The sequence below is a fragment of the Clostridium aceticum genome (genome assembly GCF_001042715.1).
Lineage (GTDB): Bacteria > Bacillota > Clostridia > Peptostreptococcales > Natronincolaceae > Andreesenella > Andreesenella acetica.
The window spans coordinates 178382-199306 of the sequence record NZ_CP009687.1; the positions used below are offsets into that span (position 1 = coordinate 178382).

The 20925-nt window shown below is 37.3% G+C and carries 19 protein-coding genes; 18 read left to right on the forward strand and 1 reads right to left on the reverse strand.

All coding sequences use genetic code 11. From position 1 onward, the window contains the following. Positions 1 to 57 precede the first annotated feature (57 nt). From CACET_RS00795 to CACET_RS00860, 14 genes are all read left to right on the forward strand, one after another. Positions 58 to 1917 (forward strand): polysaccharide biosynthesis protein, encoded by a 1860-nt coding sequence (locus tag CACET_RS00795; RefSeq protein ID WP_044826355.1) that lies wholly within the window; start codon positions 58 to 60, stop codon positions 1915 to 1917. A 359-nt stretch (positions 1918 to 2276) separates the two neighbouring features. Next, positions 2277 to 3209, forward strand: a complete 933-nt coding sequence (locus CACET_RS00800) for an LCP family protein (RefSeq protein WP_044826356.1) — start codon at positions 2277 to 2279, stop codon at positions 3207 to 3209. A 239-nt stretch (positions 3210 to 3448) separates the two neighbouring features. After that, complete coding sequence (locus CACET_RS19300) at positions 3449 to 4708, forward strand: S-layer homology domain-containing protein (RefSeq protein WP_053072935.1); 1260 nt, start codon at positions 3449 to 3451, stop codon at positions 4706 to 4708. 261 nt (positions 4709 to 4969) lie between these two features. After that, positions 4970 to 6181: an efflux RND transporter periplasmic adaptor subunit gene (locus CACET_RS00810; RefSeq protein WP_052661582.1), complete on the forward strand. Its 1212-nt coding sequence runs from the start codon at positions 4970 to 4972 to the stop codon at positions 6179 to 6181. A 2-nt stretch (positions 6182 to 6183) separates the two neighbouring features. Continuing rightward, on the forward strand, positions 6184 to 9306 hold the full coding sequence (locus CACET_RS00815) for an efflux RND transporter permease subunit (RefSeq protein ID WP_044826358.1): 3123 nt from the start codon (positions 6184 to 6186) through the stop codon (positions 9304 to 9306). Between the two features lie 17 nt (positions 9307 to 9323). Beyond that, a complete protein-coding gene (locus CACET_RS00820) occupies positions 9324 to 9914 on the forward strand; it encodes a TetR/AcrR family transcriptional regulator (RefSeq protein ID WP_044826359.1) in 591 nt (196 codons plus the stop codon). 292 nt (positions 9915 to 10206) lie between these two features. Further along, entirely contained in the window at positions 10207 to 11127 is a 921-nt protein-coding gene (galU, locus tag CACET_RS00825) for a UTP--glucose-1-phosphate uridylyltransferase GalU (protein ID WP_044826360.1), read from the forward strand. Between the two features lie 285 nt (positions 11128 to 11412). Further along, positions 11413 to 12717 carry a glycosyltransferase family 39 protein gene (locus CACET_RS00830; RefSeq protein WP_158385933.1) on the forward strand — a complete coding sequence of 435 codons (1305 nt, stop codon included), beginning with the start codon at positions 11413 to 11415 and terminating at the stop codon, positions 12715 to 12717. Continuing rightward, positions 12714 to 13076, forward strand: a complete 363-nt coding sequence (locus CACET_RS00835) for a glycosyltransferase family 2 protein (protein ID WP_082058318.1) — start codon at positions 12714 to 12716, stop codon at positions 13074 to 13076. Before CACET_RS00830 ends, CACET_RS00835 begins: the two co-directional genes overlap by 4 nt. An 86-nt stretch (positions 13077 to 13162) precedes the next feature. After that, the gene (tnpA, locus tag CACET_RS00840; protein WP_044826404.1) at positions 13163 to 13561 is read left to right on the forward strand and encodes an IS200/IS605 family transposase; all 399 of its coding nucleotides are present in this window, start codon (positions 13163 to 13165) and stop codon (positions 13559 to 13561) included. Between the two features lie 4 nt (positions 13562 to 13565). Continuing rightward, positions 13566 to 14663: an RNA-guided endonuclease InsQ/TnpB family protein gene (locus CACET_RS00845; protein ID WP_201774978.1), complete on the forward strand. Its 1098-nt coding sequence runs from the start codon at positions 13566 to 13568 to the stop codon at positions 14661 to 14663. A gap of 217 nt (positions 14664 to 14880) precedes the next feature. Next, the gene (locus tag CACET_RS00850; RefSeq protein WP_201777344.1) at positions 14881 to 15396 is read left to right on the forward strand and encodes a hypothetical protein; all 516 of its coding nucleotides are present in this window, start codon (positions 14881 to 14883) and stop codon (positions 15394 to 15396) included. Then, positions 15386 to 15790 carry a GtrA family protein gene (locus CACET_RS00855; RefSeq protein WP_052661533.1) on the forward strand — a complete coding sequence of 135 codons (405 nt, stop codon included), beginning with the start codon at positions 15386 to 15388 and terminating at the stop codon, positions 15788 to 15790. The genes CACET_RS00850 and CACET_RS00855 overlap by 11 nt, the downstream gene beginning before the upstream one ends. Positions 15791 to 15888: 98 nt before the next feature. Continuing rightward, positions 15889 to 16389, forward strand: a complete 501-nt coding sequence (locus tag CACET_RS00860) for a COG2426 family protein (protein WP_044826032.1) — start codon at positions 15889 to 15891, stop codon at positions 16387 to 16389. A 206-nt stretch (positions 16390 to 16595) separates the two neighbouring features. Here CACET_RS00860 and CACET_RS00865 read toward each other — a convergent pair whose 3' ends face one another. Further along, complete coding sequence (locus CACET_RS00865) at positions 16596 to 17156, reverse strand: competence protein ComK (RefSeq protein WP_044826033.1); 561 nt, start codon at positions 17154 to 17156, stop codon at positions 16596 to 16598. 145 nt (positions 17157 to 17301) lie between these two features. Here CACET_RS00865 and CACET_RS00870 point away from each other — a divergent pair, with 145 nt between their 5' ends. The 4 genes from CACET_RS00870 (at position 17302) to hisG (ending at position 20917) form a co-directional block, all read left to right on the forward strand. After that, the gene (locus CACET_RS00870; protein ID WP_044826034.1) at positions 17302 to 18042 is read left to right on the forward strand and encodes a polyphosphate polymerase domain-containing protein; all 741 of its coding nucleotides are present in this window, start codon (positions 17302 to 17304) and stop codon (positions 18040 to 18042) included. Positions 18043 to 18053: 11 nt separating this feature from the next. Next, positions 18054 to 18749 (forward strand): DUF4956 domain-containing protein, encoded by a 696-nt coding sequence (locus tag CACET_RS00875; protein WP_044826035.1) that lies wholly within the window; start codon positions 18054 to 18056, stop codon positions 18747 to 18749. A 324-nt stretch (positions 18750 to 19073) separates the two neighbouring features. Next, positions 19074 to 20291 carry an ATP phosphoribosyltransferase regulatory subunit gene (gene hisZ / locus CACET_RS00880; RefSeq protein WP_044826036.1) on the forward strand — a complete coding sequence of 406 codons (1218 nt, stop codon included), beginning with the start codon at positions 19074 to 19076 and terminating at the stop codon, positions 20289 to 20291. After that, a complete protein-coding gene (gene hisG / locus CACET_RS00885) occupies positions 20285 to 20917 on the forward strand; it encodes an ATP phosphoribosyltransferase (RefSeq protein ID WP_044826037.1) in 633 nt (210 codons plus the stop codon). Before hisZ ends, hisG begins: the two co-directional genes overlap by 7 nt. Positions 20918 to 20925: the final 8 nt, after the last annotated feature.

Here is a 20925-nt window from a genome sequence, read left to right on the forward strand (position 1 = left end):
CTGCATAGTATGATTGAATTAGAAAAAACATGTAGGTTTTAAAGTGGGGACGGAGCTATGAAGAAAAAAATAATGTCGACGTTAATGGCATCAATTGATATTGTGCTGATAAATATAGCTTTTTTATTAGCTTTTTACATGCGTTTTGATGGGGATTTGACGGGGAAAATGTTTGCGCAATATTTTCCAGTCTACTTAGAGAATGCTATTACTCTATCCCTAATCAAGCTAGTTTTATTTTATTGTTGTGGTATATATAAAAACCTTTGGAAGTATGCCAGCATAGAAGAAGCTCTTCAGGTAGTAGGTGCCTCTTTTATAGCTAATATGGGTATTGTTACTTACATGGTGCTTACACAGCAGTTTTTTCCGAGAAGTATTTATATGCTAATATTTTTATTGGATATAGTTTTCATTGGGGGTATTCGCCTAAGTTATAGGGTAACAAAAAATTTCACAGAGGATTTAAAACAGCAAGGTATTGAAGGTATTTTTAAAACCAGTGGCAAAAAAAGAATTATGGTGGTAGGCGCAGGTCAAGCAGGAGCCACCATTATTAAAGAATTACGAAGACATGATAGCCTAAACAGTAAACCTGTGGCTATTATAGATGACAATGAAGGAAAATTAGGAGCTAAAATTCATGGAGTTCCAATATTAGGAGATAGATATCATATAAAGAAAATAGCTGAGGCTAAAAAAATAGACGAAATTATCATTGCCATCCCTTCTGCCTACAGGAAGGAAATAAGGGAGATTGTTCAAGAGTGCAGTAGGACTAAGTGCAAGTTGAAAATTGTTCCTGAGATTTATGAATTGTTGGATGGACAAGTGAGTATCAAAAAGATACGTGATGTAGAGATAGATGATTTATTAGGAAGAGATCCAGTAAAGGTAGACTTAGCAGAGATAAGCGATTACTTAAGTGAGAAGGTGGTGTTGGTCACTGGTGGTGGTGGATCTATTGGCTCAGAGTTATGTCGGCAGATTGCAGGTTTTCAGCCTAAGAAGTTATTAATCCTAGATATTTATGAAAATAGTGTTTATGATATACAAAATGAACTAATTCGAAAACACCCGAATTTAAACTTAGAAGTCCTAATTGCATCTATTCGGGATAAGAAACGGTTAGAGGAAATATTTTCAATACATAAACCAGAGGTGGTGTTTCATGCAGCAGCCCATAAACATGTTCCATTGATGGAGGCTAATCCTCAAGAAGCTATAAAGAACAATGTTTTTGGTACAAAAAATTTGGCAGAGTGTGCTGATGAATACGGAGTAAAGAGATTTGTTCTTATCTCCACCGATAAGGCTGTGAACCCAACAAATATTATGGGGGCTACCAAAAGAGTAGCGGAAATGATTATTCAATCAATGGACCGTGTCAGTAAGACGGAGTTTGTTGCGGTGCGATTTGGCAATGTGTTAGGCAGTAATGGAAGTGTTATTCCATTATTCAAAAGGCAGATTGCTGAGGGAGGCCCCATTACAGTGACGGACCCAGAGGTAACAAGATATTTCATGACCATACCAGAAGCGGTGCAACTGGTAATTCAAGCAGGATCTATGGCGAGTGGTGGAGAAATTTTTGTGCTAGATATGGGGGAACCAGTAAAAATTATTGACCTTGCAAAAAACCTAATTCGTTTATCAGGCTTCGAACCAGATGTCGATATAGCTGTCAAAGTTGTAGGCCTTAGACCAGGAGAAAAGCTATATGAAGAGCTATTGATGGATGAAGAGGGTTTAGAAGCTACAAAACATGATAAAATCTTTGTAGGCAAACCGATATTTACAGATCTGAAGCTGCTGCATAGAGAATTAAATATACTAATGGAGCTGCTATGGGGAAGTGCTGAAGAAATAAAAGGTTACATGGAAAAAATAGTACCTACTTATAAGCGAACCAGCTAAGAGTGATAACGTGTGGCACCAAGGATATAAAGATAAATAAAGAAGAGATAGACCAAGCTAATCTGTATAAGAAGCTTACTGAATCACAAAAGTGAATAAACTCAAGTATACTTGAAAAGTCTTTTTAAAGAAGAAATTCTTTAGAGACTTTTTTATTTTGTTTTTAAAATATATAGAGATGAGGTACTATAATGTAAGAAATGTAGTAGCATAGTGAAAAATTAGAAGTTTGCTGAGTTTTTTATTAAAATTTTGACAGATATTCTTCGCCAAGATAGGATTTTAGCGATTTATGTGGTATACTTTTATTTGTACAAATGAGAAACAAAAGATAGACTTACCTTGAAGGAGCATCAGCAATGAAAAAAAATGAGATTCTTAAGATAAGTACAGCTTTAATATTTTGTGTTTTTTTACTAATGACGGTAAATGGCTTTGAAAAATATAATAATATACAAAACCCTGAACAAGCTTTTCGAAAAGATCTCCAGAAGCAAGAAGAAGTAATTGTTGTCGGAGATGTTGTCAGCAGAAATGTAATCAATGTCCTTTTACTGGGAGTAGATAGTACTGAGACACGAGAGGCAAATGAAATGGGTTATCGGAGTGATGCCATTATGGTAGCATCCATGGACTTAGATATGAGAAAGGTAAAAATGATATCGATTCCAAGAGATACTTATACAGATGTACCAGGCAATGACAAAAAAGATAAGATTAACCATGCTATGGCCTTTGGTGGGGGACCTAGGAGAAAAGGAAATCAATATGCAGTTGAAGCTGTGGAGAATTTGCTAGGTATTGACATTCATTATTATGCTACTCTAGACTTAGATGCGGTTAAGGATGTTGTTGATATGATAGGTGGTGTCACTGTAAATGTAGAACGCAGCATGGGGTCTGGTGCAAGACGTTTAGAAAAAGGGGAACAAACACTCAATGGTGAGCAGGCCTTGATTTATCTATCAAATCGTAATGCACCAATGGCAGATTTGGCTAGAATAGGTCAGCAGCAGAACTTCATGATGGCTCTATTTCAGCAGACAAAAGAAAAAGGTAGATTTTCTGATATTCTTCCCTTATATTTGAAGATGCAAAACAAAATATTTACTGACTTAAAAATCGATCAGATTGGTGCGTTAGTTCTATTTCTGAAGGATTTAAATCCAGAGGATATAGAGGTGTTTACGTTGCGAGGAAGCAATATGACTATAGATGGTATTTTTTATCTAGATGTAGATACAGACTATATCCAGGAAATTATCAATGGTATTACTATGGGGAAAAACTGAAAAAATAAAGCCGTGTTGAGGAAAAAGGTGTCCTCTTCCTAGTGCTAGAACTATAAAAAGTTTTTTGATAACACACATCAAAGAACTTTTTTCTTTTATAACTACTAAATAGATAGTATACCAACATTTACATTGGAACATATTCCCTATAAGCGTTGCAATTTCAATATCTTTTTTATACAATAGTCCTAAGGTCCTGGGGGCAGAGACCTAAAAATTTATTCAACGGAGGGATTGTAGTGAAAGATAATACTAAAAGAGCACTAGGCCTGCTAGTGGCAGCAATCATGGTGCTGACATCTACAGGAATGGTATTTGCTGAGGGTGCTGACCTTCAAGATGAGGATGCAGCAGACAACGTAATTGTTGAAAATGTTGATGTAGAAGATGAAACAGATGTAGATGACGAAACAGATGCGGATGATGAAACAGATGCAGATGATGAAACAGATGTGGATGATGAAACAGATGCAGATGATGAAACAGATGCGGATGATGAAACAGATGCGGATGATGAAACAGATGCAGATGACGAAACAGATGCAGATGACGAAACAGATGCGGATGATGAAACAGATGCAGATGACGAAACAGATGCAGATGACGAAACAGATGCGGATGACGAAACAGATGTGGATGACGAAACAGACACAGATGACGAAAATACTGTTACCTTCAGCGATATAGAAGGTCACTGGGCTGCTGATAGAATCATACTTTGGGCAGAGAATGATGTTGTAAGCGGTTACCCTGATGGTAGCTTCAAGCCAGAAAACAACATCACTAGAGCAGAATTTATGTCATTAATCAATAAGGCAATGGGCTACATAGATGAAGTAGCGATTGACTATTCTGATGTGCCTGAAGACGAGTGGTATGCAAAAGTGGTAAGAAGAGCTGCGGCAGCTGGATACATTTCTGGATACGGAGATGGCACAATGAAACCAGAAAGCTTCATTACTCGTGAAGAAGTAGCTGCGATTATTAGCAAAATCAACGAATTACAGCAAGATTCAGGGGCTTCCGAAGTGTTTACTGATGCCATTTCAGGTTGGGCAAAGGGTCATGTAGGTGCAGTAGCAGCAGCTAGATACATGAATGGTTATGTGAATGAAGAAGTTAGAACCTTTGGAGCATTAAATAATATCAAAAGAGCAGAAGCTGTGGTAGTAATCCACAACATGTTCCGTGAGTTAGAAGATCAAGATCAAGACACTGATCAAGACGAAAACAATGACGAAGAAGATCAAGATGTAGATCAAGATGAGAAGGACGAAGAAGAAGATCAAGATGTAGATCAAGATGAGAAGGACGAAGAAGAAGATCAAGATGTAGATCAAGATGAGAAGGACGAAGAAGATCAAGATGTTGATCAAGACGAGAACGAAGAAGAAGGTCAAGATGCTGATCAAGATGAGAAGGATGATGAAGATCAAGGTCAAGACGATGACGAGGACCAAGATGATACAGATGAAGATGATGATACAGAAGAAAACTAATCTCTAATAAAAGGAAACTCCCTTCTGACCAAGAATAAAGAAACCATTCTTGGTCAGGGGGAGTTTTTTTTATGTTCATACGTCCAATTGATAGAGGGGATTTAAGAAAAAATTAATATACTTTTAATTGATTGTATGTATGAAAATATTATATAATATGGTAGATATTACATTGAACCATCGGTCAATTTTCATTAAAGTTAGGGGAGATGGTTTAGAGTAGAAGTTTTTAATAAAAAGAGATGTTGGAGGGAAAATGAAATGATGAAAAAAGTAATTTGCGCACTACTACTAACAATGTTTTTAGCAATTGCCTTAGTAGGCTGTAGGGGCAAAGAAGAGCCAGTTGCAACAACACCTGAGGAAGTCTATGTCCCTGTAGAAGTTGAAAAAGCAGAGACGAAGTTTATTGGTAATAACATTACATTAAATGGGAAAATCCATGCCAATGATGAGGCGGTGGTATTACCTAAAGTTCCGGGGAGAGTAACCGCTGTTAATGTGAAACTGGGAGATTATGTTCACAGAGACAGTGTGCTATTTACTATAGATCAAAAAGATATACTTCGCAATATAGAACAAACACAACAATCCATAAATTTGGCACAAAAAAGTGTAGATCAAGCAGAGAACAGCATAACAACAGCTCAAATTAATTATAATTCTATAAAAGAAAACATAGAAAACGCTGAAGTAAACTTACAGAGAACAAGAGAGCTTTTTGAGGCAGGTGCTGCCCCTAAAACTCAACTGGAACAGGCAGAACTAGCGGCATCTAGAAGACCTTTAGAAGTTGCCGAGAGTCAAATACGTCAGGCAGAGATAGGCTATCAGCAAGCCCTAAATCAATTAGCTCAAGCTGAAATCACCCATCAGCAAGCACAAAGTGCCTTAGAAGATACGGTAGTAAGGGCTCCTATGAGTGGTGTAATCTCTAGCTTAAATATAATAGCAGGAGAACTAGCTAGTGGTGCACAACCTTTGGCTACAATTGCTGACATCGATAAAGTTTATATCAAAGTAGACGTTACAGAGAACATTGTAAACACCCTATATACTGGGCAAAAAGTATCTGTTGATATACCAGCAGCATTAGAGGAAGCAGTAGAAGGAAGGATTGACTTTATCAGTCCTACGGTAGATAATAATACACGTTTGTACATAGTGAAAGTATACATAAATAATAAAGATCGTAAGATTAGAACGGGAATGAGTGCTTCCATGGCATTAGATCTAGATAGTAGAGACAATGTGATGGTTATTAATCGTAGAGCTGTTCTTGATAAAGAGGGAGATAGTATTGTTTTTATTGTAGAAGGAGATCATGCTGTTGAAAAACAGGTATCATTAGGAATGAGTACTGCTTCTGAAGTAGAGGTAGTAGAAGGATTACAGGAAGGAGATCAGGTAATTGTTAAGGGACAGCAGTATGTAGCGGATGGAGAACGGGTTAAGATCGTAGGAGGTGAATAATAATGAATCTATCAAAATTTGCAGTAAAAAAACCTGTAACGATTACAATGATGATGCTTGTAATCATATTACTAGGGACCATCTCTTTAACTCGCTTACCTTTGGACTTAATGCCGGATATAGAGATTCCTGTAGCAATTGTTAGCACCAGCTATTCAGGAGTAGGGCCCCATGAGATGGAAAATTTGGTGACAAGGCCTATTGAAGATGCTGTAGCCACTGTTGCTGACTTGGATACGGTCACCTCAATGTCTTCTCAGGGTACTTCCATTGTTGTAGCACAGTTTGACTTTGGCACAAATATGGATTTTGCAGCCTTAGAAATGAGAGAAAAGGTGGATATGGTAAGAGGAAGGCTTCCAGATGATGCATCACAGCCCATGGTAATGAAGCTAGACATGAATGCTATGCCTATTGTGATGTTGTCACTTTCCAATGGTGAAGATCTCTTTGAACTGCAGGCTTTGGCGGAAGATACCATGAAACCAAGGTTAGAGAGGATCAGTGGCGTTGCTTCAGTAAGTATTATGGGGGATTACATTAATGAAATAGAAATAAAGGTAAACCAACAAAAACTAAACGCCTATGGCATCGGTGTAGATCAATTAGCACAGGTAATTGGTGCCGCTAATATCAATGTACCAGGGGGAACGGTAGAAAGAGGCACAGAAAAACTAACCATCAGAACCCTGGGAGAATTTGAAACCGTAGAAGAAATTGGAGAGTTACCGATAACCTTATCTTCTGGATCCATTATTCGATTGAAGGATGTGGCAGAGGTGGGTTTGATTCAAAAAGAAATTGAGAGCATTTCTAGAACCAATGGTAAAAATGGTATAGGGATACAAATACAGAAACAATCGGGAAGCAATACAGTTCAGGTGGCTAATTCAGTCAACAGAGAGGTAGAAAGGTTACGGGTCGACTATCCACAGTTTGAAATTGTCACCATATTTGATCAATCTGACTACATCAACGATGCTATTGCAAATGTAGCTAAAAATGCTTTAGTGGGTGGACTGTTAGCCATATTAATCCTGTATTTATTTTTAAGAAATATTAGAAGTACCATGATCATTGCAACCGCTTTGCCGATCTCCATCATTGCAACTTTTGTGTTGTTATACTTTAATAACATTACCTTAAACCTTATGACATTGGGAGGATTGGCCCTTGGGGTAGGGATGTTGGTGGATAATGCTATTGTGGTGCTGGAAAACATTTATCGTTATAGAACAGAAGGCTACTCTAGGATAGAAGCAGCTATAGAAGGGGCAAAAGAGGTTTCCATGGCGGTTACAGCATCTACCCTTACTACGATAGCGGTATTTGCACCTATTGTTTTCGTAGGAGGACTTACCTCTATTTTATTTGGTGAGTTTGCTATGACAGTTACACTGTCTCTAGTGGCTTCTTTAGTAGTAGCACTAACTTTTATTCCTATGCTGTCTTCTAAGATTTTGAAGGTAGATAGAATTGTGGAAGGGGAAAAGCCTAAAAAGAGAAAAATTTTCACAGGTATTTATGATCTCTTTGATCGTGCTTTTTCTGGACTAGAGAAGACCTACAAAAAAATATTGGTATGGGGTCTAGGTCATAGAAAAACCCTTATTTTTATGACCATAGTAATATTTGTGGCCAGTGTTTCTTCAGTGTTTCTTGTAGGGGCAGAGTTCTTCCCTGCTTCCGACCAAGGACAAATAGATGTTAATGTCACTTTACCAACAGGGTCACAATTAAGTGAAACAGACGAAATCCTGCAACGCATAGAAGCTTTGGTTGCTCCTATAGAAGAAATCGATATTGTTTATAGCACCATTGGTGGCAGTATGGGAGCAGGGTTTATGTCAAGTAATGAAAACCGTGGAAGTATGACGGTCATGTTGGTGAGTCTTAGCCAAAGAAGCAGAAGTGATAATGAGGTTGCCGATGAAATAAGGAGTCTTGTTAGAGACATTGCTGGCGCAGAGATCAGTGTAGCAAGTGCCGACGGCATGGCAATGGGAGGTGCTAGTGCACCGATAGAGATAAAGGTCAAGGGAGATGACCTAGAAGTTCTTAAGGAGATTACAGAGGACTTTAGAAGAATAGTGGCACAGGTAGAGGGCACACGAGATGTAGAAACTAGTTTTTCAGAAGGGGTGCCTGAGCTTCAAATTCATATTAACAAATATCAGGCTTCTACCTACGGCTTGACAACAGCTCAAGTGGCAAATGCTGTAAGAAATTTTGCTCTAGGTACGACGGTTTCTAGGTTTAGAGAAGATGGAGATGAGACGAACATCATCATCAGAGGAGAAGAAAGTATACGACAAGACCTAGCTAACTTAGAGCAGATAGGTATTCAAACCCCTATGGGCAGTACAGTCCCATTAAACCAAGTGGCAGATATGTATATTGCCCAAGGACCTACAAGTATCAATAGAGAAGATCAACATAGGGTAGCCACCGTTACCAGTGAACTCAGCGGCAGGGACTTAGTAAGTGTCACACGGGATATTACAGCTTTATTGGAGGACTACGATTTGCCAGAAGGATATTTTTATCAAATGGGTGGAGAAAATGAACAGATGGTAGAAGCATTTGCTGACTTACTTTTGGCAATTGTGCTGGCTATTATCTTGGTCTATATGGTTATGGCTTCCCAGTTTGAGTCATTAATGCACCCCTTTACTATTATTATGTCCATACCTTTGGCTTTTTCTGGAGGTTTCTTAGGTCTATTTATAACAGGAAGAACCTTGAATGTACCAGCTTTTATAGGGCTTCTGATGCTGGCGGGGATTGTTATTAATAATGGTATCGTGCTGGTGGATTATATCAACATCTTAAGAGGGTCAGGCAAAGAAAGAAGCGAAGCCATCACTATAGCAGGACCTACAAGACTAAGACCTATCCTAATGACAACATTGACAACGGTGTTGGCGATGGTTCCTTTAGCCTTAGGGATAGGAGAAGGAGCAGAAGCTCAAGCACCTATGGCCACCACTGTTATTGGAGGATTGCTGTTATCGACGGTGTTAACCCTATTAGTAACACCGATTATCTACACAATAATGGATGATTTTGCAATATGGGTAAAAAGGAAGATTAAAAGAAAAGGCAAAGAGACTATTACGAATTAAGGCTTGGAGGGGGAGCAATGATAGCAACAATGAAGGAGAAAGAATACTTAATTCTAGAAGCGGCCCTTAAGGCTTTTAAACAGCATGGGTTTTATGAAGCAAAAATTTCTGACATCGCAAAAGAGGCAGGAATAGGGAAAGGCACTGTCTATGAATATTTTGATAGTAAAAAACAATTGTTTGAAAGATCAATTCTATATATAACAGAGCAGTACATTGAAGGTGCAAGAGAAATTATAAAGAAAGAAAAAAAGTTAAAGGAAAAATTAGTGTTACTTGCTGGATATCATGGAAAGTTTGTGGAGAAATATGTTCAAGCTGGAGAATTGATGTTCTCAAAAAATAGTGTTATATCGGAGGAACTGGTTTATAAAATCTTAGAAGCTAAAAATATCCTCTATGGTTTTATTGACGCTTTGATAGAAGAAGGTGTTGATCATGGTGAGCTGAGGGGAGATATAGATAAAAAGATAATGCTTTTGACGCTTTGGGGAGCAATTACAGAAAATTATCAGGAAAAAATCCTCTTCCAAAAGCTTTCAGCAGAAGATGTAGATGCTGACAGCATCATTAATAGTGTTTTTGGAGGAATAGCAGGAAACTATTAAAAGCAATAAAATATCAACAATCCCACAAGATTGTCACTTGTGGGATTGTTAGTTTTACTGATACAAAGTAACCATAGGCGTAAACTTAATGCGATTATTACCAAAATTCTCTTGAATTGTTATTTTACTAACACTAAGCTCCTTCGACTCCGATTTGCTCCACTCAGCATGACAAATTATGGATTAAGTTAACGCTAATGACAAGGTAATTAGTTAAGATAACCAGTGAAATACATTTAGAAACTATGATACAATAGTAACAGAAGATTTATGCATAAGGAGGAAAAAAATCATGAAGGTAAAAAAGGCGATTATACCGGCGGCTGGATTAGGGACAAGGTTTTTGCCGGCCACCAAGGCACAGCCTAAAGAAATGCTGCCTATTGTAGATAAACCCACATTACAATATATTATTGAAGAAGCTGTGGATTCTGGCATAGAAGAAATACTAATTATTACAGGAAGAAATAAAAAGTCTATTGAAGACCACTTTGACAAATCCATCGAGCTGGAACTAGAATTAGAAAAAAAGGGAAAAGATGATTTATTAGAGGAGATAAGGAAGATCTCTGATATGGTAAATATCCACTATATTCGACAAAAAGAACCAAAGGGCTTAGGACATGCTATTCATTGCGCCAAAAGTTTCATAGGGGATGAGCCTTTTGCTGTGCTTCTAGGAGATGACATTGTAGATGCTGAGATACCTTGTCTAAAACAAATGATAGAAGTATATAATGAATATAAGACAACGATCTTAGGGGTACAGCAGGTGCCGATGGAGGATGTAGATAAATACGGTATTGTAGCAGGAAAACATATAGAAGATAGGGTCTATAAAGTAAAGGACTTAGTAGAAAAACCAGCAGTAGAAGAGGCTCCTTCAAATGTAGCCATTTTGGGAAGATATATTATCAGCCCTGAAATATTTGCTGTACTGGAAAATACAGAGCCCGGTAAAGGAGGAGAAATCCAACTAACGGATGCTTTGAAGGTTTTGGCACAAAAAGAAGCGATGTATGCCTACAACTTCAAGGGAAAGAGATATGATGTAGGGGACAAACTAGGCTTTTTACAGGCTACTGTGGAATTTGCATTAAAGAGAGAAGATTTAAAAGAGGAATTTTTTCAGTATCTTACAGAAATTGTTAAGACGGAAAAAAATGATGGCATGGAGGAAATTGCTATTGTAGTAGATGAAGCAATCGGTTAAATAAGGGGAGGACTGCTTAAATATGGTATAGCAGCCCTCCCCGTAGCTTTATCATAGAAAGTATGTTATAATAAGCATGAATTTTGAAGAAAAATAGGATGTGGAGAGGAAAAAATGATACAAAAAATAGTACGAAAGGTAGTACTTTCTTTTTATTTACTGTTCTTTATACTTGTAGTAATTTATGGAAATTTTCTTCGGGGGCCCTATCTTTATCAAAGACCCACCCTTTACTTGTTATTTTATAGCTTGTTAATGAGCGGTGGATTTGTAGGGGTTTTTTATTTGTTGAAGAAGGTAGAGTTTTTGAAGTCTCCAAAGATTTTTATACCATTGCTTTCATTGATTGCCTTTGCTCCAAGATATATATGGGTAAGGCTAATGAATACCGTCCCAGTGTATGATTTCTTAAGATATTATAACTATGCAGCAGCTTTGCTGCAGGGGGACTATGATGCTTATTTAGAAATTCGCAACGTTTTTCCTCATCTATCGGGATATCCGTTGGTACTTTCTTATGTCTACAGACTATTTGGCGATACTGTAGCAGTAGGAAAATGGTTTAATGTATTTTGCTCTGTGGGGACAGCTATCCTTTTATACTTGTTGGTGCGGGAGCTTTTAGGAGATACAGCGGGACAGGCAGCGGGATTGATTTTTGCCCTATACCCAGCGGATATTATGTATATTACGCTGTTGGCATCAGAGCATGTGTTTTTAGTGTTATTTCTATTGTCGATCTATTTATTTATTCATTATACAAAAACAACGTTGACGGGCTGGAAAGTGCTGAGATTGTTATTAGTGGGGCTGGTGATGGGGATTGCTCATATTATTCGGCCAGTATCTTCACTGCTATTTCCCCCTATGCTAGCCTATTTGCTATTTTTTCACGAAATAAAAAAACCTATGGTAAGTTTTTTAAAGGAAAAAGGAAAAGTGGTGGCTATGATCGTTTTAGCTTTTTTCCTGACATTGGGGATGCTAAATCTCATTTATCTTGATACAGTGAAGGTACCCTTAGGGAAAACAGCAGGAGGATTTAACATGTATGTGGGAACAGATCCTGAAAGAACTGGTATGTGGAATCCCACTGCATGGCAGATTATTGAAGAATATGACCATGATTTTTATAGGGTTCATGGAGAAGCTCAAAGGCGGGCTATTGAACGGATAAAAGAAGACCCCACTGGCTTTGTGGCATTGGCGGAACAAAAATTTGCTATTCAGTGGACGACAGATGATTACGCCCTTTACTGGAGCATGTTGGAGGTTTACCCCGATACCGCCTTTAGCCTATGGGTGGAGGAAAACAAAGACACCGTGGACATAGTAGCACAAAGTTATTATATGGGTATAGTGATGCTTGCTCTTTTAGGTGTATGGTATAGCATAAAAAAGAGGAGGGAGTACCCTATCGGCTTAGCTGCTTTGATTGTACTGGTTTTTACAGCTGCCCATGTGCTGATAGAGGTTCAGTCTCGATACCATCATCCAGTAGTGCCCTTCTTTATTTTGACAGCAGCGGCGGCACTAGTGCATGTGACGGGGGCCGGAGATAAAATCGGAAATGGAGGATTACGGGCATGAAGGAAAAACTAGTATCTTTAGTAGTACCTATGTATTGTGAAAATGAAGTAGCTCGGGAATGTTATAAGCGTCTGAAAAAAGTCTTGGCGGAAAATAACATCTCCCATGAAATTCTTTTTATCAATGACGGCAGCAAAGATAATACTTTAAGCATATTAGAAGAAATTGCTAAAGAAGATAAAAAAGTAAAGGTAATCAGCTTTGCTAGAAACTTCGGTCATCAGATCGCTGTAACTGCTGGTATAAAAAAAGCTGCAGGAGATGCAGTCGTGGTGATTGATGCGGACCTTCAAGATCCACCGGAGTTGATTCCTGAGATGCTGTCGTTGTGGCAGCAGGGTTACAGTAAATTCGCCTGAAAGCCCACGGTTTCAATCGTGGGATGAAAGGCGTTTCTTTTAATCTTCTTGTTGCAGTTTCAGTTTAAAACTGATACTATAAATATATGGGACAAGATTATAGAAGAACACAAACAACAGTATCTTTAATAAACTATCATTTTGTTTTCTGTCCAAGGTACAGACGTAAAGTTCTAGTTGGAGAAGTTGAAATAAAATTTAAACAGCTTCTCAATGAGATTTGTAAAGACATTGAAATAGAAATTTTGGCAATAGAATGTGATAAAGACCACTGCCATCTTTTTGTCAATGCACTTCCTCATTTAAGTCCAGCAGACATAATGGCAAAAGTGAAAGGAGTGACTTCTCGATTATTAAGGCAGGAATTTAAACATCTGCGACATTTGCCAAGTCTTTGGACAAGAAGCTATTTTGTATCTACCGCAGGAAATGTATCAAGTGAAACTATAAAACGATATGTTGAAGAACAAAAAACAAGGGGGTGAAACAATGCAGATAACAGTAAAATTTAATATTATTTTGACAAAAGAACAAGTACAACTAATAGAATCTATATCAAAAGAATATATCCATACTGTTAATAGCCTTGTTTCATCTACGCTCCAATCAGAAGAAAGAGTAAAGCTATCATCTAAAGATGTTTTTGCAAATATGCCAAGTGCAGTGAAAAATCAATCTATTAGAGATGCCAAAAGTATCTGTACTAAGTACAAGAAAGCTATCAAGGCTAATTCCAAACTGCCTACTGATAAACAAAAAGTAATCAATGTAGCTACCCTTAAAAAACCTGTCTGTATATGGAATAATCAAAATTATTCACTTAAAGACGGTATTCTTAGTTTTCCCGTTATTATAGATGGGAAATCGCAGCGTATTCAAACTAGAACTATCATGACAGACTATCAGCTAAAACAACTAGAAGGTCATTTGGGAGCATTGCGTATAACTAAGAAAAGCAATAAATATATCGCTCAAATAAGTGTTGAAAAAGTATCTCATATAGTTAAAGGTGATGTTGTAATGGGTGTTGACTTAGGCCTAAAAGTTCCTGCTGTAGCTGTAACCGATTCAGGAAAAACGTTTTTTTTTGGAAACGGTAGGCAAAATAAATACGTCAAACGTAAATATAAAGCGAAACGTAAAAAACTTGGAAAAGCCAAGAAGCTTAAAGTCATTAAAAAGCTTGATGATAAAGAACAACGTTGGATGACAGACCAAGACCACAAAGTAAGTAGAGAAATAATTAATTTTGCAGTAAATAATAATGTTTCTGATATTCGGCTTGAAAAATTAACGAATATCAGAAACACGGCAAGAACAAGCCGTAAAAACGAAAAAAATCTACATACATGGTCATTCTATCGTCTAGCTCAATTCATAGAGTATAAGGCACTATTGAAGGGGATAAAGGTTGAATATGTTGATCCTAAATACACTTCTCAAATATGCCCTGAATGTAAGAAACTAAATAAAGCAAGAGATAGAAAATATAAATGCTCCTGTGGTTTTAAAACACATAGGGATAGAGTAGGTGCTATAAATATAATTAATGCACCTGTAGTAGATGGTAAAAGTCTACTAGCCTAGGGTACTATATGTACTGCTCTAGGAGGGGTAATGGCATACCCTAAGCTTGAGGTCATACTCCGATAGCAGAAATGTACTTCGGTTTAATCACTCAAGAATCCCACTGCTTTAGCTGTGGGAGTGTCAACATGTAGTCTATGGGCAAAGAAAAAAACGCAAAGGCGAAACGTGGTTTAAACTAGCAACTGCAAAATACTTTTATAGATTCTTAAACAAAATGACAGAGGTAGAGATCCCTGTGGATACAGGGGACTTCCGTTTGATGGATCGTAAAGTAGTGGATGTTTTTAACAGCATGCCTGAGAAAAATCGCTTTATCCGGGGTATGATCAGCTGGGTTGGTTTTAAGCAAATAGCACTGTTTTACGAAAGAGAGGAAAGATTTGCTGGAGAAACCAAGTATCCTTTGAAAAAGATGCTGCAGCTAGCCTCCGATGGTATTCTCTCTTTTTCCTTTAAGCCTATTAAATGGATAGAAGCTACAGGGCTGGTGGTGGTAGTACTAGGTACCTTGCTTATGCTTTACAGTGGTATTACCTGGAGCAGAGGTACTGTCAGCAGCATCCCTGGATGGCTCTGGCTGCTGGTTCTTTTAAGTGGCATACACTTATTGGCCCTTGGTATTTTGGGGGAATATATTGTAAGAATCTATGATGAAGCAAGGAAGAGACCTCTTTATACGGTTGAGAAGGAGATTAATATAGAACAAGGTGATGATAAGCATGATAGATAAAATCAAACACTATGCCTCTTATTTGATATTTGGTGTATTAACAACATTAGTAAATCTGGTAATCTATAAGGTGCTGGTAGATATGGGCATACATTATGCTATAAGCACGACGATAGCCTTCGTTGTAGCTGTGATGGTGGCTTTTTATACCAATCGTCGATGGGTGTTTGCCACTACAGGTAAGGGATTGATGAAGGAAATGGTTTTGTTTTTTACTGTGCGGATTGGCACCTACGTTTTTGATCTAGTAGGATTGATTATCTTGATTCAGTTATTCCATATGGATGAATTTATCAGTAAGCTTATTGTAAATGGTGGTGTGGTCCTGTTGAACTATATTTTAAGTAAACGGGTAGTGTTTGCTACAGCCAATACAAGAAAAATAACTTCTTAAGGTTTATACAATGGCTGAAGGTGTTTATTAAGTGTGAAGTAGCAGAGAACGAATAAAAAAGCGATAAAACCCTTGGGGGACAAGTAAGGAGAAATGACATGGGATTTTTTGAAAAATTTCTAGAGTTTATGACGATTGAACTAACAGTACTTTTGACGGCTGCCATGCCTATTATTGAGTTAAGGGGTGCTATACCTGTAGGGATTTCCCTGGGTATGTCTCCATTGCATGCCTTTACCATTAGCTTTATTGGCAGTCTGTTACCGGTGCCGATAATTATTTTTGGTATAAGACCAATTTTTAAGGTGCTGAAACAAACAAAGGTATTCAGAGGGGTTATAGAAAAAATCACAAGAAAAACGATGTTGAGAAGCGGTAAAATTCAAAGATATGGTTTTTGGGGTTTGATTTTATTTGTGGCTATACCATTGCCGGGAACTGGGGTGTGGACAGGAAGCTTAGCCTCCGTGCTTTTAGATATGCGGATCAAGCTGGCCTTCCCTGCCATACTTATAGGAAACCTTATAGCGGGGCTTGCAGTGATGAGCTTAAGTCAGGGTATTGTTAGAACTTTGAACCTGATTAGTGGAATACTTTAAAATGATTCATACACATAAAAAAGTCATCTTTTATAATCACGTCATTAACCTTAACTTAAGCCATAGTTCGTCATCCTGAGGGAAGCAAAGCGAACAAGATCCTTCACTACACTCAGGATGACAGTTCCAGAGAATTTTGGTAATAAGTGTGTTAAGTTAACGCCTATGATAAAGTTAAAAGATGACTTTTTTCTTTTTTGCTTTGCTTAACCACTTGAAGACAGAGAATTTATGAAACCTGTCAAGAGTTCTCGAAGGAGAACCAGATCCCTCAAAGTAGTATCTCCATCCCTTATGTGAGCGGATTCCTCTTGAAGCTGTTTAATTAAACTCGCTTGATGATAACGCTTTTTAAGCGTGGAGGCAGTACTCAAAACGTCAATGACTTTTCCATTGTTTAAATGAAGTGTTGTTTTTGAAAGGTCTAGCTTTTTTACCTCAAAGAAGTTAATGTAGCTAAGAGAAGAGTCATTTTTTACCTTGGGCACTCTGGTTTTAATGGGAAACAGCAATAAGTCTTTACTTAAAGGTAAAGGTAGGTAGTATTTGCAGTTCAATAGTTTTTGTTGTTTTTTTCTAAGCAGTCTTAGGTGGAGGGTATAATAGCTACAAATAGCATGTAAGATTGATTCGATAGAGCGTCTCAATAAAATTTCTTCTCCATTTTGCAGTATTACTGTAGTGACATTCCCTAGATCTTCTTTATATATAGGAAGTAAAGCAGCTATTTTCTCTTTGTTTTTTAAGATTTCTTCAATGGCTTTCAAAAAATCATCTCCTTTTTTGCTGGAAGAAACTAAACTTTACTATGCTGGAACACGATGTTATACTATATATGTTAAAGATATGTTAAGTTCTGATAGTTGTGCCAAGACATGAATTTGCAATAAATTTTAGAGAGGAGGAGAGATCATGGCAAAGGAAGTATTTAATCGATACGAGTTAAAGTATTTGATTAACAACGATGTTTATAAGGACTTATTGGCTGCCCTAAAACCTCACCTTTCTATCGATGCTCATGGAGATCAAGAAGGTTATTACACCATCTCTAATATTTATTATGATACAGAGGATAATTTGTTCCATCAGGAAAAAATGCTAGGACAATCCTTTAGACAAAAGTTAAGGTTGCGCACCTACAATAAAGCCAGCTTAAATGAACAAGCTTTTTTAGAAATTAAACAAAAGCATGATAAGGTTGTAAATAAAAGAAGAACTTTGATCAAGTTGAAGGATGCCTATCATTTTCTAAGTCAAAAGGAGCCTATAAAAAATGTCTTTTCTTTTGAGGTTTCCAATCAACAAATTTTGAAGGAAATAGATTTTTTAAAAAACTTTTATCAACTGGTGCCTAAGATGGTGCTATGCTACGAAAGACAAGCCTTTCAAGTAGAAGAAGATCCCAGCATAAGAATTACCTTTGATAAGAATCTGAGAAAGCGGGAATATAACTTTAGACTTGAAAAGGGCAGCTATGGGGACCTTTTTATGGATCCCAATACCTTTGTCCTAGAGGTAAAGCTAAGTGAGAGGGTACCTTTGTGGCTTGCTAGGATTTTAAGCGAGTATAGTTGCTCTATGCAGAGTTTTTCTAAATACTCCAATAGTCAAAATAATGTTGAAGTAATGTTAAACCAGAAGAGCATCATATAGGGGGTTGGATTATGTTAGACAGTATAAATGATATTTTTATGTTAAATGAAATTGGTACTATCACTACCTTGAGGGAAGTAATCATTACAATTGTAATTAGTTCTCTTTTAGGATTAATGATTTCTTATACCTATACGAAAACCTATAAGGGCAGATTTTATTCTCAAACCTTTGCTCAAACTTTAATTATTGTAGGGATCGTTATTTCCATCATTATTGTTGCCATCGGCAGCAATATCGCCAGAGCCTTCAGTTTGGCAGGAGCTCTATCTATTATACGTTTTAGGAGCACCATAGGAGATCCAAGGGATATAGCCTTTATCTTCTTTGTATTAGGTGCAGGGTTGGCCTCAGGTGCAGGACTTTTTATACCTGCTATTGTTTTTGTTGCTATGCTATGTGCTTTGATCTTTATTTTATACCATTTAGATTATGGGGCAAAAAAAGAAAAACAAAAAATCTTAAAAATTATGGTGCCAGAAAACTTGAATTTTGAAGGACTGTTTGACGATCTTTTGCAGCAGCACCTTAAAGAGTTTTCTCTCATGAGCATAAGAACCACCAACTTAGGTACCATGTTTGAGTTGATGTATTCCATAAAAACCAAAGAAGAGACAGAAGAGAAGGTTTTAATGGACGATATCCGTGCTAGAAATGGTAATCTCAATGTGGTTATTTTATTGGATGAACAGTTACTGGATATATAAAGAGAAAAAAAGGCAGCGAAGCATATCAAGCTTTCGCTGCCTCTTTATTTTATATTCATAGGCGTTAACTTAACACAATTATTAGTAAAATCCTCTTGAACTGTCATCCTGAGGGTAGCGAAGGATCTAGCCCTTTAGATCTGAAACCAAGATCCTTCGTTGTCATTCAGGATGACTGAGCCTTATCATGAACAGAGCCTTTATTTAAAAGAAATTTTCCTTGACAAAGGGAGCTATAGGGTTTAAAATAAATGACAGATACTTTTTCAATTTATCGCTTTAGCATACTAAAGTGATAAATCAATAGAGGGGGAATGGGAAGAAATGAAGTCTAGAAAAGTACTGTTGCCGGAGGGAGTACAGGATTTATTAATTGATGATTGTATTTACCGCAGGCACATTGAAGATAAATTGATGGATAATTTTATAAAGTCGGGATATATGGAGGTAAATACGCCTAGTTTAGAATACTATGATCTTTTTTCTAATGATTATTTAGCCAGCAACGGAGATAAAATGTTTAAGCTGATTGATACCAATGGAGGAATTTTGGTGCTTCGCCCAGACTGCACCATACCTATTGCTAGGATGGTGGCCACAAAGATGAAGGATTTTGTGTATCCTCTAAAGCTATGTTATGTACAAAATGTCTTCCGTATTGATGAAGAACAAGCAGGAAAGAAGAGGGAATTTCGTCAAGCAGGTGTGGAGCTTTTTGGGGTAGCTTCCTATGAAGCAGATGTGGAAGTAATTATTACTGCCATTGAAAGCTTAAAAAATCTAGGATTAAAAAACTTTCAAATTGATATTGGTCAAGTGAAGCTTTTAAGGGGTATTTTACAAAACCTTACAATAGAAGAAAAGGCAAAAATAGGGTTAGAAGAGCATGTAGAAAACAAGAATTTTATTGAATTAGATAAACTGGTAGATACCTTAAATATAGAGGAAGAAATTAAAGGAATTTTAAAGGAGCTTCCAAGACTATTTGGTGAACCAGAAGAGGTTTTAAGAGAAGTAAAAAGACTGCCTTTAGATGCTGGTATGTTGGAGGCCATCGAGGATTTAGAAAAGGTATGTGATGGAATTACAGCCTACGGATTAGAAAAGTACATATCTTTAGATTTAGGCATGGTGACAACAATGAAGTATTACAGCGGCATTATATTTAAAGGCTTTACAAGAGATTTAGGAACGGTTTTATTGAGTGGAGGTCGTTATGATAGGCTTTTAGAAGACTTTGGCATAGACTGTGCGGCTACTGGTTTTGCATTTATCGTTAATAAAATCACAAAGGCATTGAAAATTCAAGAAAATTTGCAGGTGGAAAGAAACCGACATATTTTAGTAGCAGAATCAGAAGTTTGTCTAGTGACAGCTGAAACGGTAGAAAAGCTTAGGGCTGCAGGGCATATAGTGGAGATTTGTTTGTTGAAGAATCCAAAGGATCTGCAGGAGTATGTGCAGCGGAGAAAAATAGATGAAGTGATAAGAATCAATACCAAGGGTGAGATTGAAGTCCTTGAAGATTTAGGGGGATGGTAGTTTTGGAAACAATAAAAATGGCGATTGCTAAAGGAAGATTGGCAAAATATAGTATTGAACTTTTAGAAGGCATTGGCATAGACTGTCAGGTGCTTAAAGAGGACAATAGGAAGCTGATTTTTTCCCTAGCCAGTCATAACATAGAGGTAATTTTACTAAAGGCAGCAGATGTGCCCACCTATGTAGAGCATGGGGCTGTAGATATGGGGATTGTAGGTAAGGATGTATTGATGGAGCAGGAAAAACAATTATACGAGGTAGTAGATTTAAAATTCGGCAATTGCAAGTTTTCAGTAGCGGGGAAGCCCTCCAATGCAAATGGCAAAAAACATCTTAGGGTAGCTACAAAGTATCCTAACGTTACAAAAAAATACTTTACTGAAAAAGGGCAATCGGTGGAGATCATTCGACAAGAAGGATCGGTGGAATTGGCCCCATTGATGGGGTTGTCGGATGTGATCGTAGATATTGTTGAGACAGGAAAAACCTTAAAGGAGAACGGCCTGGTGGTTTTAGAGGATATTGCCAGCATCAGTGCTAGATTGGTTTTAAATAAAGTGAGTTTCAAAACAAAGAAAAAGGAAATTTCCCCAATTATCGATTTGATTACGGAAAAAGTGAACTAGGAGGACTA